Consider the following 15,507-nt stretch of genomic DNA (forward strand, 5'->3'; position numbering starts at 1 on the left):
TAACTGGCTGTAGGTGCTCCCTTTTCCGCAGCAGCAGGATGATGGTGTACCAGCGTTGGACATCTGATGGCGCGAGCACGTAATCAATGTGCGACGTTCGCGGTGATGATCCCGAGATTGACAAGTCCGCTAACAGCCAGTTGGACCGCTACCGCTGTCAGGAGAATGCCGAACACGACCTCCGAAACGATAAGACTAGCCGGCTTCATTCGCTTGGCCACCGCGTCGATATTGGTGAACACCAGATAGTCGAATGCGGCGACGAGCAGGATAAGCCCGGCGACGAGCGCTGCACTTGCAACCGAGACGACTTCGCCGGAGGCAATGATGATGACCGTGATGCCGACGGGATTCAGCAGATAGGGGACAGCAAGGGGAAAAACGGCAATTTTTTCCGGGTCCACCGGCAGACCCAGATCCTCTTCGTGCTTTTCTGTCGGTCCAGATGCCATCTTGATCGCGAGGAGCGCCAGGATGATGGCGCCGGCGATCGCCACCGCACCGCCGGTGATATGCAGCAGCCTCATCAGCAGAGCGCCAGTGGCAAAAAGGATCAAAGCCGTAACGAGAGCCGTCAAGACCATCTGACGGCCTATCTTGACCTTGGTTTCGGCGTCGAACTTTTGGGTCTTTTCCAGAAAAGGCACCAGTGCGATCTTCGGTCCCATGCCAACCAGCAGCAGTAGCAGAAGTTTTGTCACGAGAGTGACATCAATGACCGTGAAATCCATCGGAAGTTCCCCTCAGCGCTGACTTGAATGACTGTCGCCTGTCCGAAACGGATTGTCTAGCAAATCGGGGAAGGGTTTGCCGCCGCCAGGACAAATGGCCCGTCCGACAAACCACGTTGGAATACGACTTGTTCAGTCGGCTCTATAATCCGCAACGCTAGCGCTCGCTCTTCCGTGCAACCCGCTCTGATCCTGGGGATTGCCGTCGCGAAGATCTGGCCGTTGCTACCACGTAAATAACACCCAAGTTGGCTGGAACCGTCAAAAGACTGTGTATAGTGTGGGCGCGCTGAGGGGCGCCTGCACAATGAAAACCGAGCCGTCGGTAGGTCATTTCTACTCGTACCTGCGCGCCGGGTTCCGCATGCCGGTTTGCCTGGGTTGAAGACTCTGGGAGGCAAGCATCGATCGGCGGCGCGATGCCCGCTTGGTCTGACAGGGAGAAGATGCCATGGCGTCCGATGCAACGGGGATTTCTCAAGCTAACACCGTTGAAGGCCCGGATAAGCAAGCCAGGAAGGGAAACCCGCTGCGCCGTGTCGCGCTGGCCGTGCTTCTACTGGCCTGTCTGTTGTTCGTGATAGCGATCTTCATGGAGAGGCGTACACCTTCTTCATCGCAGGCGACGGTCAGCGCCTATGTCGTGGGCATCGCGCCGGAGGTCACCGGGCGGGTCATCGAAGTTGGTGTGGTCGACAACAGTGCAGTGACGCCTGGTCAGATGTTGTTTCGCATCGATCCGCAGCAATACGAGCTGGCCGTCGCTGAGGCGGAAGCAAAGCTTGCCCGGGTAGGCCAGTCGATCGGCGCTTCGACAGCCTCCGTCGATGCCGTCCAGGCACGCCTTGTGGAAGCGCAGGCAGTTCGCGACCACGTCCAGGAACAGGCCAGCCGGGCCATGGAGCTCGTCAAGCGCGGCGTCTATGCCAAGGCGAAGTACGACGAGGCGAAGGCGGCGGTGGACCAAGCAAATGCCTCGGTCGTCGCCGCTGAAGCGGACCTGAAGAAGGCACAAGAAGAACTTGGCCCATCAGGCGCCGACAATCCGCAGTTGAAGGAGGCGCTCGCGGCACTTCAACGCGCGCAGCTTGACCTTTTGCGCACTACGGTCCTGGCGCCGGCGGAGGGCGTCGTCACCAACCTCCAGCTTTCCATCGGAGGCGTTGTCGGCGCCGGCCAGAGCGCAATGACCTTCATCGATGTCGGCACGGTTTGGATCACCGCGGCGTTCAAGGAAAACAGCCTTGAGAACGTCGCCGCAGGCAACCGCGCCGACGTGTTGTTCGACCTCTTGCCCGGCCAAGTTTTCGGTGCCACGGTCGAGAGCGTCGGGATGGGCGTGGCTCAGGGAAGCGTCGATCCCAAGACCGGCCTCCCCAAAATCTCCACCGAAAGCGGATGGGTCAGAACGCCACAGAGCTTTCCCGTCCGCCTGATCCTCGACGAGGGCAGGCCCAAGGGCGTGCGCTACGGATCGCAGGCGAACGTGGTGATCTATACCGGTGACCATCCGGTGACCAACACGATCGGCCGCATCTGGATGCGCATCCTGTCGGTCCTGACCTATGTCAGCTGACGGCAACCTTGCTCAAGCCAATGCCAGGCGCAAGGGTCTGCGCATCGCGCTGGCTGTAGCCGTCGGCTTCACATGGTCGGTTCTGTCGGGGGCCATCATCCCCTTTCTGGGACCATTGTTCGCGGCGCAGTTCCTGATCTCCAGTTCCCGCCCGCTGCAGCTGAAACAGGCCCTGGGAATGGTGATCCTCATTGTTGTCGCCGGCGCGCTTCTGCAGGCCGTCGCGGTCCTGACAGGCGACCGGCCGCCGGTCCTGTTGCTGCTGCTCGGCCTCGTCTATTTCATCTGTTTCTACCTGCAGGCGAACGGCAAGGGTGGCGGGGCGATCTTTCTTGTCCTGGTGGTCGCCGTGATGGTGCCGCTGCTGACCGTGCTCAACCGCGATCTCGGTGATTCCATCCTGTCGATCCTTGTGCAGGGCGTGGTCAGCGGAGCGGTCCTGATGTGGCTTGCCCACGCGGTCATACCCGACCGAGGCAGCGCCGATGTTCAAGCCCCGGCTCCTGCTGCAAACCCTCGCGCCGCTCGCTACGCCGCAGCCAATGCCGCCATTCTGCTGATCGCCGTGCTCGCTTGCCTGACGCGGGACGGCCTCGCCACGGCGATCGTCATTCCAATCACTGTCGCATCGCTGTTGTCACAGCTCGACGTCATCGCAAGCGCAAGGGCAGCGTTCGGCCTCGTCATGGTCAATCTCCTCGGAGGCTTGGTTGCATCCTTTGCGTTCGCATTGCTGCAGGTTCATCCCACCACCCCCACGCTGTTTGTCCTGGTGCTGCTCGCCGGCCTGGTGTTCGGCGGCCGCGCCGCGCTGAGCGACCCTGCCGCCAAGCTCTATGCGGGTGCGCTGACAATCTTCCTCATCCTGTTTGGAACAGGCGTATCGCCGCTACCGGGATCGGCAGCGGAATCCTTTGCCACGCGGGTCAACTACATACTCGTCGCCATCGCCTATACGATCTTCATGGCGGCGTTGCTTTGGCCAGGACCGAGGCGCAGCGCTGAAGACACCGTGCTATCGTAAAGTGCTCGTGACCGGCGCGGACATTCGATCCGGAGGATAGCCTCGACCTCGACTGATCCGCTGGCCGGGTTTCCCAGTCTGCACGTAGCATACAGTTACTTACCTTCCGCATCTGCAGGTAATGCGCCAACGTAACGCCAAGGCAAGAGCACTCGCCCAGACTCGGCGACAGAACATCGCTGACAACCAGGTTCACATACCTTGGAGGGACGACAATGGAGATCAAGTTTCCGCGTTGGCCTGTTGGCGCTGTGGCCATACTGACGGTCTTGATTTGCTCGGGTCCGGCCTCTTTCGCGATTGCTCAGGATCAAGCCGCTGCTACAGCTGGCGCAGCGGCTACCCAGGCGCCCGAACCGCTCGACGAGGATGAACTCGAAGTCCTGGTAGCGCGAATAGCGCTCTATCCCGACGAACTCGTCGCGGTGATCTCCGAAGCGTCGCTTTATCCATTGCAGATCGTCGAGGCGAGCCGGTTTTTGGATCAGGTCGCCAAGAAGCCAGGCCCGAAACCGAAGGAAAGCTGGGACGGCAGCGTCATTTCACTGCTCAACTATCCCGCCATCGTCAAAATGATGAGCGACGATCTGGAGTGGACCCAGGCGCTTGGCGACGCACTGACGTATCAGCAAAAAGACGTTCTGGTCGCCATACAGCAGTTGCGCGACACGGCTGTCGCCAAAGGCGTGATCAAGTCCGATGACAAGGTCAAGGTTGTCAAGGAGAACGACAATGTCGTCATCCGGTCCGCGAGCGCAGACACGATCTATGTTCCACGGTACGAGCCACAAATGCTCTATGCCACCGACTATCCGGTCGCTCCGATCTCCTATTATCCAGACCCCTACCCAAGTTATTACTATCCCACCGCGCCTTATTTCGCGGCCTTCGTGACTGGCGCCGTCTGGGCAGCGGCAGTGGATTGGAATAACTGGGGCGTGTCGGGAGGCCGCTGGAACGGCAACGATATCAATATCGACTGCAACAATTGCTTCAACAACATAAACGGCAAGGTCAATTTCAACGACGTCGACTGGAAAAACGTCGACCGTTCGCAATTAAATTTCGACAAGAACCAATTCGCCAACATCGACAAAACGAAGATCAGCAACCGGGTCAAGTCCGACGATCGCAACAATATGCGCAACAAGGCGTCCGATCTGAAAAGGGACCGAGCGAGTACGCTTGCCGGAAAGTCCGGCAAGGTGAAGGACGTCCGCCAACGCGAAATTAGAGAGGGTTTGAAAAACCGGCCCCCGGCGTCGAGGCCGGATGTCAAAAAGCCGACCAACAACAACCCGATTTCCGCGGCACGAAAGAATGACCGTTCTGCGGCCAAGGCGTCGGGGAATATCAATCGTGCGGTCGGCAAGCCCAGGCCCGCAGCGAGAGTGGACAACAGGCCGAGGAACCCTTCGGGTCTTGGCAACGTCAGCTCCGGAAAACGTCAGCAGATTGCCTCCAACCGCGGTGCGAGGAGCATGGGAGGCGGAATTCGCAGCGGCGGCGGCGGCAACAAAATGATCAGGCACGGCGGTGGCAGGCAGGGCGGTGGCGGGCGCGGCGGTGGCGGGCGCAGGCGTTAATAAATTTGGCGAGAGGAGAACCGACCATGAAAACGTCCGTCCGGAGTCTTGTTCTACGTTCGCTGCTCGGTGCCGCAATGATCTTGAGCATTGGCGCGGGTTCCGCAAATTTTGCCGGCGCGCAGGAGGTGCACAGTCTCTCGGACTACGTGGCCAAGAAAGATCCGCCGCACTTCGATGATCCCTCGGCGGCGGTGGATGCGTTTAAATCGGTTCTCGCGAAGGACGATTTTGACGGACTGGCGGCATTGCTTGGGCTGGATGCCGCGAAGCTGCGGACAAGCGAAGGCGTGATGGATACCTACACTCAGATCCGGCAAGGCGCTGCCAAGACACTGATTGTCCGTGATCTTGGCGACCGCAGGGAACTCGACATCGGCGACAAACTATGGACGCTGCCATTCCCCATCACCAAGGGTAAGGACGGCAAATGGGCTTTCGATACCTATGCTGGCATCGAAGAGATCATCAACCGGCGCGTCGGCGAAAATGAGATCACTGCGATCGAAACGGTTCGCGCCTATGTGGAAGCTCAGCGTGACTACGCTGCAGAAGACCGCGACGGTGATGGCGTGTTCGAATACGCCCAGAAGCTGATCAGCAGCGAGGGCCGGGCCGACGGACTATATTGGCCGTCCGACGAGACCAATGGCGTTAGTCCGGCAGGCGATTTCATCAACCAGGCGGCTCTCGACAAGGCGAAGAAAGGCAATGGCTATTTTGGTTATCGCTTCCGCATCCTGACCGGCCAAGGCGGGAATATCGCCGGTGGCCCCTACAACTATATTATCAACGGCAACATGATTGCAGGTTTCGCGCTTGTGGCCTGGCCTGTGAAATATGCCGAAACGGGCGTCAAAACCTTTGTGGTCAATCAGCAAGGTATTGTCTACGAGGCCGATCTAGGCCCGAAAACGGAGGCTGTGGCCGGCGCGATTAAGCAATTCAATCCCGATAACAAATGGCAGCTGACAGGTGACTAGCCTGGTTCGGAAACGGTGATGTTACCGCCAGTGCGTTGCACACGTGAGGGGGACGTTTTGGAAGCCAGTTTTGCAGACGAGTACAAATTCGAGCGTATCCCCAATGCGTTGCTGGCATTTGCATTTGCCGGCCTGCTTTTCGGTTGCGCGTCCCGCCCGACGAATGTCCTGTTGCCCGTAGCCGATACATCACCGGCATCCAGCAAGGTGGAGATGCTGGTGACGACGACCCGCGCTCGCTCCACCAATCCGGCCGAGATGTATACGGGCGAACGCGGGACGGATCCTTCATTTGCGGACATTACGGTGTCTATCCCACCAGCATCGGTCCGCAAGGTCGGTGAGGTCGCCTGGCCCAAGAAGCTGCCGTCAAACCCGGCAACCGATTTCGCGGTGGTGAAAGCCGAAGAACTAACACGGGATGGCGCGAAGGAATGGCTACACGCCACCGTCAGGAAGAGCCCGGACCACAGCGTGCTGGTATTCGTCCATGGCTTCAACAACCGCTTCGAAGACTCCCTTTATCGCTTTGCGCAGATCGCTCACGATACAGGCACCGACAGCGCTCCGATCCTGGTCACATGGCCTTCCCGAGGCAGTACGCTGGCCTATGGCTACGATCGCGAAAGCACCAACTACACGCGAGATGCGCTCGAGACGCTGTTCCAATATCTGGCTCACGATCCTGAAGTAAAAGAAGTTTCGATCCTCGCCCATTCGATGGGCAACTGGCTAGCGTTGGAATCCTTGCGCCAGATGGCGATCCGCAATGGCGGGCTGCCGGCGAAGTTCAAGAACGTCATGCTGGCCGCGCCTGACGTCGATGTCGACGTGTTTCGCACGCAGATTGCCGACATGGGCAAACAGCACCCCCAGTTCACCCTCTTTGTCTCGCAGGATGACCGGGCGCTCGCATTTTCGCGACGGGTCTGGGGCAACATCCCCCGGCTCGGCTCCATCAATCCGGAAGAGGCTCCATACAAGGAAGAACTTTCGAGCAACAATGTAACCGTCATCGACCTGACGAAGGTCAAATCCGGAGACAGTTTGAACCACGGCAAGTTCGCCTCGTCTCCGCAGATCGTCCAGTTGATTGGAGCGCGGATGGCTGACGGCCAGACCCTTACCGACAGCAGGGTCGGCCTTGGGGACACGATCGTGCAAGCGACGACCGGCGCTGCGGCTGCGGCTGGCAGTGCTGCAGGATTGGTGATGGCGGCACCCGTGGCGATGGTCGATCAGAACACCAGGGAAAACTACGGCAATGAGGTCGAGAACTTGACCGGCTCGCAAGGCGGTAAGAAAACGAATGCTGGCAGCAAGAATTGCAACCTGCCCACGGCATCCACAAAAGGGTGCAAGAAATAGCGATTCAACGAGGTCAAGGCGGCAGCGAAGCTTATTGATGCCTCATCTCGAAGTTGCTCTCACATTCCGTGAGAATGGCATTCAGAGGGCAGAGAGCGAGCCCCCACCTGAAGCGGCGCTTCTGCTGGTCCCGTCTGGCTGGAAGGGAAATGAATGCATCGCATCGCTCGGATATCGCTCGCCATCATCCTGTCACTAGCCGTTGCACTTTTGACTGCCTGGGCCGGATTTGCCATGTGGTATCGCCTGCCCGTGGGGGAGCTTGGTCGGGCTGCGGCCTGCGCCCTTTTCATCTTGTTCGGCCTCGGCACTATCATCGCGCTCTTCAGCCGTTTTCGCATCCGGGCGTTTGTCTTTTTTCTCGCCGCATTTGCTGTGGTTCTGGTCTGGTGGAGCACCATCAAGCCTTTGAGCGACGCCGACTGGGCTCCTGATGTGGCCCGTCAGGTAACCGGCACCCGCGATGGAAACCTGTTGACCCTGAAAGACGTGCGTGACTTCGAATGGCGCAGCGACACCGATTTCACCGAACATTGGACAACCCGAACCTACGACCTTTCCACGGTTCAGACCGCCGACCTCTTCATGTCCTATTGGGCTGGACCGAAGATGGGCCACGTCATCATGAGCTTTGGCTTCTCCAGCGGTGACTATCTTGCTTGGTCCATTGAGGTGCGGCGCCGTGTCGGTGGCGAGTTTTCGCCCATAGCGGATCTGTTCAAGAGCAATCCCTTGGTTGTTGTTGCGGCCGATGAGCGAGATGTCGTCGGCGTCAGGTCGAATGTTCGCGGAGAGGATGTCCAGATCTATCGCCTGAAAGCATCGCCTGACGCGGCCCGGGCGCTTCTGCTGGAATACGTCTCGGACGCAAACGCGCTTTCCACGAAGCCTGCATTCTACAATTCCATCACGACGAACTGCACGACGACGATCGTCAAAATGATGCGAGCAGTAGGCGACGCAGTTCCATTCGACTGGCGGCTCATTGTTAACGGCTATCTTCCTGATTATGCGTACGACCGCGGTGCGCTCGACACCCGCTTGCCATTGTCGACCTTGCGGGAGTTGGCCCACATAGACGACCGTGCGCGGAAGTCGGGCCTTTCGCCGGATTTTTCGAGATTGATCCGGGTTGGCGTGCCGTCTCCAGGCCTTGGCAATTGATCTGGAAGGGGCTCGCAGGTGGGTGTGCCGATTGGCGGAGAGCGAGCAACTGGCCGGACGGATCAAATTGCACTAGCGTCGAGGGCAGTGTTGCTACTTCCTGCAAGAGAAGAGGCCTCATGCATCATTCTGCTACCACCGATGCGACCGATCGATCCGATGATAACGTTGTAAACACGTATCAGAAGGCGCTGGAGGTCAATCTCGATGCGACGAGTTTCGGCTCGTTCGCCGAGATCGGCGCGGGTCAGGAAGTGGCGCGATGGTTTCTGCGCGTTGGCGCCGCGTCGGGCACGGTGGCCAAGACCATCTCAGCCTACGACAAGGAAGTGAGCGACGACCTTTACGGCTCAGGAACGCGCTACGTGTCCGGGCAGCGGCTTAAGGCGATGCTCGATCGTGAATGGAAGTCGCTCGTGCAACAAGTCGGTGAGGCCCGCGGCAAAGACACGCGCTTGTTCGCTTTCGCCGATACCATCGCGGCCCGCAACTTTGCCGGCACCAACGATTGCCACGGCTGGATCGGCGTCCGCTTTCAGGATCAACCGCGGGCTGAGGCGAGCGACATTCTGCTGCACGCAAACCTTCGCGACAATGCCAACCTGCTTCAGCAGGAGGCGGTGGGCATTCTGGGTGTGAACCTGCTGCATGCGCTGCTGAATGAGCGAGCAGCGCCCGGAGATTTGCCTGCGAGGATGTTCGACAACCTTGCAAATGATCGCCTCGAAATTGATCAGATCGTGATGCGAGGCCGCGCGTTCGCGGGTTATGACATGCGCGAACTGCATACGGCCTTGGCACGCGACGGCCGGGCCGAGGCGGTGACGCTGGACGGTGATGGTGGGGCGGTCGCTGCCAACGAATTTCTGTACAAGAAGGCTGTGGTCATCGTGCCGTTGGCGAGCGACCCGCGCGACGACCTTTCACCGGAGGCGATTGCGGCGTGTCTGGAAACGCTTCGCCGCGAGGTCGCTGGCAATCCTGAGGTCAAGGATGTCATCGATGTGCGCCTGACGGTCGTCGATTCCAACGCGCCGCCTCCTGCATTGGGCAAGGGTGCAGCGATGATGACGCAGCATCGCCAGTTGTACCGCACGACCGCATTCGTGCGTCGATATACGCAGGCTCCGTTGCGTTTTGCCGTGCCGCTGCCTGCGTTGATACGGATTTTCGACGATGTGAGATACCAGCACCTGGAAGGCCGCCTGCTCGAGGGTATCGCGCGGCTTTTCGGCTCCGACGTGCGCGTGCTGGCCTATCCCTGCCCTCGCGAGGAGTTGCTTCACCTGCTCAACACCGACCTGGGACGCGGATGGGAGGTTGACGGCAGCGGGCAATGGATAACTGCCGATCAGTTGCGTCCCGCACCGCCGCTACGGCATCTTTATGAATATCTGCTGGCCAGTGGCTTCCTCGCGGCGATGCCTCCCGGCTAGCGATGGTATGTCGCGCAAACTTCTCAACACTCCCGCTCCGCTACGATGAAACACCACCGTCGAATGGCCATTGTCGTTTGCGTACCTGCTTACGGTGAGGCGTCAAATAGAGAGCTGAATGAGATGTTGGTTTTCTAAAAATCGAGCCAGAAGAAAGCCACTGAAAACGCCTGATAGACATCGCCAATCCGACCGACGACATCGGCGCGGTCGTTGCGCTCTGGGCCGGCAGGTTCAGTGCGCTCGGAACCCCGCGCGGGGCAAAAGGTCAGGGCAGAAAAGAAGCTTGAATTGTGCGACGGTCGAGCGCTGGATAGCGAGACACGGCCGCGACCGCCAGAACTGGCTTCCGCGGCGCTGAAGAGGGGGAAATCGTGGACACTACAGCGGAACCGGACGTCACTTCGTTGATTTCGGGCTTCGAACAGCTCGCCGATCGTTTCGTCTCCGGACTGTTAGCGCGGTTTGCCGCCTTGGGCGACGTCCCCGCCGAGCTTGAAAACCTGCGGGCCTCGCTTGCAGCCGAGGGAACGTCTCTCCTTGGGCTCCTGTTCGAGATTGTGTTGGTTGTTGCGCTCGTCGCCGGCGTGTTCATCCTGCTCGCCCGGCGGTTGGCGAAGGCGAGTTCCACAAGCAGTGCATGGCGCAGATTCTTCGCGGGCGTGGCGGCTATTGTGGTGGCGCTGGTGATCGGTTTCATTGCTGCGCGGCTGCTGGCCGGTTCTGGCGTGCCTTTGCAAACCCTTCACCTTTGGACGGTGGTGACCGTGCTCGGCTTCATCATCCTCGCCGCCGTCAGATCACTGTTGATGGCATCGCGGCGAACCGAGTTCGTGGAGCACTCCGCCCATCTGGCGGCGCTCGTGCGCGATCTCTCGCTTGCCATTGGCCTGGCGATCATCGGCACAGCGCTGATTGCAACGTTGCGGCTCTGGAGCGTCGGGCCGGCCTTGGGGGATCTGCTGCGAACAAGCTTGGCAATTCCGATCTACGTTCTGTTTGCATGGGCGGTATGGCGGCACAGACGCACAATGGCAGCCGCCGTCGCCGGTCCGCGCCCCAGAAGCCGCTGGCGCACCCGTCTCGCCAAAATGTGGCCGGCAATCGTGATCGCGTTCCTGATAATCACCTTTCTCAGCACTCAGGCCGCGCTGACCCTGGGGGCATCGCTGCGTGGGTCGGCCGTTCTGCTGACCGGGTTGATATTTCTCGCCGCGCCGCATCTCGACGCAATGATCGGGAACTGGGCGCAGCGCGGATTGGAGTCTCCTGACATCTCGATCTTGGCAGCGGCAGGGCGACAGACCGCCCGCTTCACCGTTGTGGCTATAATGATTGCCATGCTGGGAACGCTATGGGCGACACCGCTGGCTGCCGGGTTCGGCGTAGATCTGCGAGAGGTCGCCAAGGGCGCATCCGGTGTGGCGCTGATCACGTTGGTGGCGGCGTTTCTGTGGAACGTGGTCGGCACCGCGACGGCTCGCGCCTTGCGCGCGGAGTTGCCTGCCGTAGGTGGTGACGAGGAGGCGCTGGGTGCGCCGCGTTCACGGCTTGGCACGCTGGTGCCGCTGATCAGCGCGGTCGGCAAATCGAGCATTCTGGCCTTGGCGCTGCTCTCGGTCCTGGTGTCGATCGGGGTCAATGTCTGGCCGCTGATCGCCGGCTTGAGCGTGTTCGGGCTGGCCATCGGTTTCGGCTCGCAGACGCTGGTGAAGGACCTGGTCTCCGGGTTGTTTTTCCTGATCGATGATGCATTCCGCTTCGGCGAATACATCGAAACGTCAGGCGCCAAGGGGACCGTAGAAAAAATCTCGGTCCGGTCGGTTTCCCTGCGCCATCAGCGCGGTGCCTTGGCGACAATTCCCTATGGCGAGATCGGCAAGATCCAGAATTTCAGCCGCGACTGGATGATCGAGAAACTGACCTTTCGCGTTGCATTCAACACCGATGTCGAAAAAGTCCGCAAGATTTTCAAGAAGATCGGCCAGGATATGTCGGCCAACCCGGAACTTGCCGGAGACATGCTCGAGCCGTTCAAGAGCCAGGGAATTGGCGAGGTCGAGGACGGCACGCTGGTCATCCGGGCCAAATTCAAGGCGAAAGCGGGCAGACACTTCATGATCCGCCGCGCCGCTTTGATCGCCGTGCACCAGGCATTTCAGGAAAACGGCATTCAGGCCGTCCCAAAGCCACTGACATCCAATCCTGGAGCGGCCTGATCTTGGACAAGCGGAAAGGCCTTACCGCGCTGTAGGCGTGACTGGCAAACCTCCCGAGATCGGTTTGCCGGGCTTCATGGTGCTTGTGGGCAAACCGCGCAAAACATTCGTTGTCCAGCGAGGTTTCGGTTGCGATCCAACAGCATGGGTCTGAAATTTGGAGAACAGCAGGGTCCAAGGGAAGCATTTGTGGGTTCTGAGCGTTTACCACAATAGAGTTTGCCATTGCCGTCGAAGGCGCAGATCCGCTGCGAGCCTCCAACACATGGCGCTTTCCTCGGTGACCACAGGCTTGCGGCGGCAAGCCAAGGAAAAAAATGTGCGCTCAAGCTTTCATCAACCGAATCGCGACGGCCGTCCCCGACCACAGCGTTCACAGGTTCTTCCTGCAGTTTGCTGGCTCTCAGTTGACGGCAAACCCCCGTCGCCGCGCGATTTTCAATCGCATGGCAGACAAGGGCGGGATCGAGCATCGTTATTCGTGCTTTGCGCCTGCCGAAGATCCTGAAGGGCCGAGTGTGGACATGGCGGGCGTGTTCAAGCGGGGTGCATTTCCAGGAACGGCGACACGCATGGAGATGTTTGCGGCCGCTGCGCCGGTTCTCGCCCAGCAAGCCGTGGAGCGGCTCCTCCAGGATAAGGACCGGACGAGCGTCACGCATTTGATCGTGACAACGTGCACCGGTTTCTCCGCCCCCGGTATCGATCTGGAGATAATTGCTCGATGCAATTTGCCGACCACCGTCGAGCGTACGATCATCGGCTTCATGGGATGCTACGCGGCAATCAACGCCCTCAAGCTGGCACGGCACATCATCCGGTCCGAACCCGATGCTCACGTTGTAATCGTCTGTATTGAACTCTGTACGCTCCACCTCCGGGAGACCAGCGATCTCGAAAAACTGCTGTCCTTCTGCCTCTGGGGTGACGGTTGCGCGGCCGCGTCTGTGACTGCCCGCCCATTCGGGATCGGCCTGGATAGTTTTCACGCGATCGTCGCCGCCGACAGCCGCGACCTGATGACCTGGGGCATTCGCGACGACGGTTTCGACATGGTTTTGTCGGGACAAGTCCCTGGCGCAATTCAGGGTGTGCTCGCCACAGGTATCGGCCGCATTCTGGGAGCCAGCAGCGTCGGAAGCGTTGATCTTTGGGCTGTCCACCCAGGCGGGCGCTCGATACTCGATGCTGTGGAGCGCGCGCTGGATCTCCATCCCGGTGCTTTGTCGATGTCGCGCGAGGTCCTTCGCGAAAACGGAAACATGTCTTCAGCCACGGTCATGTTCGTGCTTGAGCGAATGCTGCGCGAGTTCACGGAAGACCGGGTGGGTTGTGCCATGGCATTCGGACCCGGCCTGACGGCTGAGACGATGATGTTCCATACGGCCGGCAATGCCTGAGTTGACCAAAGATCTCGACCGCCGTCGGATCGAGCCGGAACTGCTCGATATCCTGCCCGCCGACGATCCGAGGGCAATCGGCTCCCGGCGCGACCTCGTTTGGATAAACGCGCTGATGTTTCAGAGCGCGATCATGTCTGGTCTCTTGAAGGCGAACGTCCGCAAAACGCCTACCAGGATTCTGGAACTTGGCTCCGGCGACGGGGCATTCATGCTCTCGGTTGCAAGACGTTTCGCCAGGAGCTGGACCGACGTCGATCTGGTCTTGCTTGACCAGGTCAACCTCATCTCAGACAAACGGCGCGCCGACTTCGCCGCACTGGGATGGCGAGTTGAAACCGTCACCGATGACGTCTTTGACTGGATCGCAAAGCCCGGCGCCGGCGCGTACGACGTTGTCTCGGCCAATCTGTTCCTCCACCATTTTTCCGACGCGGACTTGAAGGTTCTGTTTGCGGCGCTTCGTTCGCTGGCACCGGTGTTCCTCGCCACCGAGCCAAGCCGAAACGCCAGTGCCTTGAGAATGTGCTCGCTCCTACGCGTCATTGGCGCAAACGAGGTGACCATGCACGATGCAGCAGCGAGCGTCCGCGCGGGGTTCGCGGGCAATGAACTTTCCAGCCTGTGGCCATCGGATTCCAGCCAGCAGTGTGTAGAACGCAGGATTGGCCCGTTTACCCACGCTTTCAGCGTCATCCCCAAGGAAGCGCTCCCGCGATGTACGACGCCATTGTCATAGGTGCCGGGCCAAGTGGCTCGTCCATGGCCTTGGCTTTGTGCGGCCAGGGGCGCGCGGTCGCCATCATCGAACGAAGCGAATTCCCGCGCCGAAAAGTCTGCGGCGAGTTCATGTCGGCAGTCAATCTGGAGCTGTTGGACCGTTTGGGGGCGGGCGCCGCCATTCGCGCCAAGGCAGGCCCGGAAGTCAGGCGAGTTGCATTGTTTGCGTCAGGCCCTGGCATTGACGCGGGCATGCCCCGGGCGGCGGGAGACGCTTTTGGGCGTGCACTTGGTCGCGACGTTCTGGATGGCATCCTTTTGGACGCCGCCCGCAATGCCGGCGCCGATGTTTTTCAGCCTTGCCGCGCGGTGAAGATCATCAGCGATGGGGAGAACGCCACGGTCCGGATCAGCGGCAAAGACGATGAGAGGGTTCTCGTTGCGCCAGTCGTGATAGCCGCGCATGGCTCTTGGGAGCAGGGAAAGCTTCCAACCAACCTCCCAAAAAGCAGTGCGCCTCATGATCTGTTTGGCTTCAAGGCGCATTTCAAAGGAGCTTCGCTCGCCCGAGACCTCATGCCTCTCCTGGTATTTCCGGGCGGCTATGGCGGCATGGTGTGGACGGATCAGGACAGGATGTCGCTGTCCTGCTGCATACGCCGCGATGTATTGGCCAGGTTGCGTGAGCAAAGTGGTGCCTTGTCGGCAGGCCAAGCCGTTCACGCGCACATCGTGGCATCCTGTCCTGGTGCAGGTTCCGCGATAGGGAGCGCAGCGCTCGATGGCGAATGGCTCGCCGCCGGGCCTATACGGCCTGGCATTCGTCCGCGTTTTGCCGACGACATATTTCGGGTCGGCAACATTGCCGGCGAGTCCCATCCCATCATCGCCGAAGGCATCTCCATGGCCTTGCAGTCCGGCTGGCTGTTGGCCACCGAATTGGCCAGGTTCGACCGATGGGATCGCGAGGCGCGCGTTGCCGCCGGCAGTCGCTACTCAAAGGCCTGGAACAGACAATTCGCAACCCGCATTCGCACCGCCGCTGTGTTGGCACGCATTGCAGTCCTCCCTCAATCCGCTGCGGCGATGAGGGCTTTCGTCAGTTGGTTTCCCGAAAGCCTGGCGATCGGAGCCAGATTGTCAGGCAAGACGAAAGCGCTGCCAGTTCTACGGTGATCGCTCCACTCAGGCCAACAAAAGCATGCTTTGGATCGGCCTTCAGTCCCTGTCGCCAAGCGTTGCGGCATCGATCAGAAGACGGTTGCGAAGTGGAGGAACCTGACAACGTTCGCTCCGTCAT

Annotated in this window: 12 protein-coding genes; 11 read left to right on the forward strand and 1 reads right to left on the reverse strand. The window is 59.9% G+C overall.

The annotated features are described in order from the left end of the window. Positions 1-83: 83 nt before the first annotated feature. Positions 84-731, reverse strand: coding sequence for a MarC family protein (locus HNQ71_RS26655; RefSeq protein ID WP_184876003.1), 648 nt, complete (start codon positions 729-731; stop codon positions 84-86). Positions 732-1,182: 451 nt separating this feature from the next. On the opposite strand from HNQ71_RS26655, the gene HNQ71_RS26660 reads away from it, so the two are divergent. The 11 genes from HNQ71_RS26660 to HNQ71_RS26710 all read left to right on the forward strand — a co-directional run bounded on the left by HNQ71_RS26660 (position 1,183) and on the right by HNQ71_RS26710 (position 15,383). After that, on the forward strand, positions 1,183-2,307 hold the full coding sequence (locus tag HNQ71_RS26660) for an HlyD family secretion protein (protein ID WP_246462148.1): 1,125 nt from the start codon (positions 1,183-1,185) through the stop codon (positions 2,305-2,307). Then, positions 2,297-3,331: a DUF2955 domain-containing protein gene (locus HNQ71_RS26665; RefSeq protein ID WP_184876005.1), complete on the forward strand. Its 1,035-nt coding sequence runs from the start codon at positions 2,297-2,299 to the stop codon at positions 3,329-3,331. The genes HNQ71_RS26660 and HNQ71_RS26665 overlap by 11 nt, the downstream gene beginning before the upstream one ends. A gap of 215 nt (positions 3,332-3,546) precedes the next feature. Beyond that, positions 3,547-4,917, forward strand: a complete 1,371-nt coding sequence (locus HNQ71_RS26670; protein WP_184876007.1) for a DUF3300 domain-containing protein — start codon at positions 3,547-3,549, stop codon at positions 4,915-4,917. 26 nt (positions 4,918-4,943) lie between these two features. Further along, the gene (locus tag HNQ71_RS26675) at positions 4,944-5,900 is read left to right on the forward strand and encodes a DUF2950 domain-containing protein (RefSeq protein ID WP_184876009.1); all 957 of its coding nucleotides are present in this window, start codon (positions 4,944-4,946) and stop codon (positions 5,898-5,900) included. Between the two features lie 57 nt (positions 5,901-5,957). Beyond that, positions 5,958-7,268 carry an alpha/beta hydrolase gene (locus HNQ71_RS26680; RefSeq protein ID WP_425492271.1) on the forward strand — a complete coding sequence of 437 codons (1,311 nt, stop codon included), beginning with the start codon at positions 5,958-5,960 and terminating at the stop codon, positions 7,266-7,268. 153 nt (positions 7,269-7,421) lie between these two features. Next, on the forward strand, positions 7,422-8,432 hold the full coding sequence (locus tag HNQ71_RS26685) for an Lnb N-terminal periplasmic domain-containing protein (RefSeq protein ID WP_184876013.1): 1,011 nt from the start codon (positions 7,422-7,424) through the stop codon (positions 8,430-8,432). Positions 8,433-8,551: 119 nt separating this feature from the next. After that, on the forward strand, positions 8,552-9,868 hold the full coding sequence (locus tag HNQ71_RS26690) for a hypothetical protein (RefSeq protein ID WP_184876015.1): 1,317 nt from the start codon (positions 8,552-8,554) through the stop codon (positions 9,866-9,868). Positions 9,869-10,242: 374 nt separating this feature from the next. Continuing rightward, positions 10,243-12,087 (forward strand): mechanosensitive ion channel domain-containing protein, encoded by a 1,845-nt coding sequence (locus HNQ71_RS26695; protein ID WP_343068255.1) that lies wholly within the window; start codon positions 10,243-10,245, stop codon positions 12,085-12,087. 317 nt (positions 12,088-12,404) lie between these two features. Further along, positions 12,405-13,487, forward strand: a complete 1,083-nt coding sequence (locus tag HNQ71_RS26700) for a type III polyketide synthase (RefSeq protein WP_184876018.1) — start codon at positions 12,405-12,407, stop codon at positions 13,485-13,487. A 115-nt stretch (positions 13,488-13,602) separates the two neighbouring features. Continuing rightward, positions 13,603-14,226, forward strand: a complete 624-nt coding sequence (locus HNQ71_RS26705; RefSeq protein WP_246462149.1) for a methyltransferase domain-containing protein — start codon at positions 13,603-13,605, stop codon at positions 14,224-14,226. Next, positions 14,205-15,383, forward strand: a complete 1,179-nt coding sequence (locus HNQ71_RS26710) for an NAD(P)/FAD-dependent oxidoreductase (protein ID WP_184876022.1) — start codon at positions 14,205-14,207, stop codon at positions 15,381-15,383. The genes HNQ71_RS26705 and HNQ71_RS26710 overlap by 22 nt, the downstream gene beginning before the upstream one ends. Positions 15,384-15,507: the final 124 nt, after the last annotated feature.

It is taken from the genome of Mesorhizobium sangaii (assembly GCF_014207355.1).
GTDB lineage: Bacteria > Pseudomonadota > Alphaproteobacteria > Rhizobiales > Rhizobiaceae > Mesorhizobium > Mesorhizobium sangaii.

Bases quoted from the DNA above. Each gene is read 5' to 3' on its own strand.
- HNQ71_RS26675 (WP_184876009.1), top strand. From the start codon at position 4,944: ATGAAAACGTCCGTCCGGAGTCTTGTTCTACGTTCGCTGCTCGGTGCC.
- HNQ71_RS26685 (WP_184876013.1), top strand. From the start codon at position 7,422: ATGCATCGCATCGCTCGGATATCGCTCGCCATCATCCTGTCACTAGCC.
- HNQ71_RS26655 (WP_184876003.1), bottom strand. From the start codon at position 731: ATGGATTTCACGGTCATTGATGTCACTCTCGTGACAAAACTTCTGCTA.
- HNQ71_RS26660 (WP_246462148.1), top strand. From the start codon at position 1,183: ATGGCGTCCGATGCAACGGGGATTTCTCAAGCTAACACCGTTGAAGGC.
- HNQ71_RS26690 (WP_184876015.1), top strand. From the start codon at position 8,552: ATGCATCATTCTGCTACCACCGATGCGACCGATCGATCCGATGATAAC.
- HNQ71_RS26665 (WP_184876005.1), top strand. From the start codon at position 2,297: ATGTCAGCTGACGGCAACCTTGCTCAAGCCAATGCCAGGCGCAAGGGT.
- HNQ71_RS26705 (WP_246462149.1), top strand. From the start codon at position 13,603: ATGTTTCAGAGCGCGATCATGTCTGGTCTCTTGAAGGCGAACGTCCGC.
- HNQ71_RS26710 (WP_184876022.1), top strand. From the start codon at position 14,205: ATGTACGACGCCATTGTCATAGGTGCCGGGCCAAGTGGCTCGTCCATG.
- HNQ71_RS26700 (WP_184876018.1), top strand. From the start codon at position 12,405: ATGTGCGCTCAAGCTTTCATCAACCGAATCGCGACGGCCGTCCCCGAC.
- HNQ71_RS26670 (WP_184876007.1), top strand. From the start codon at position 3,547: ATGGAGATCAAGTTTCCGCGTTGGCCTGTTGGCGCTGTGGCCATACTG.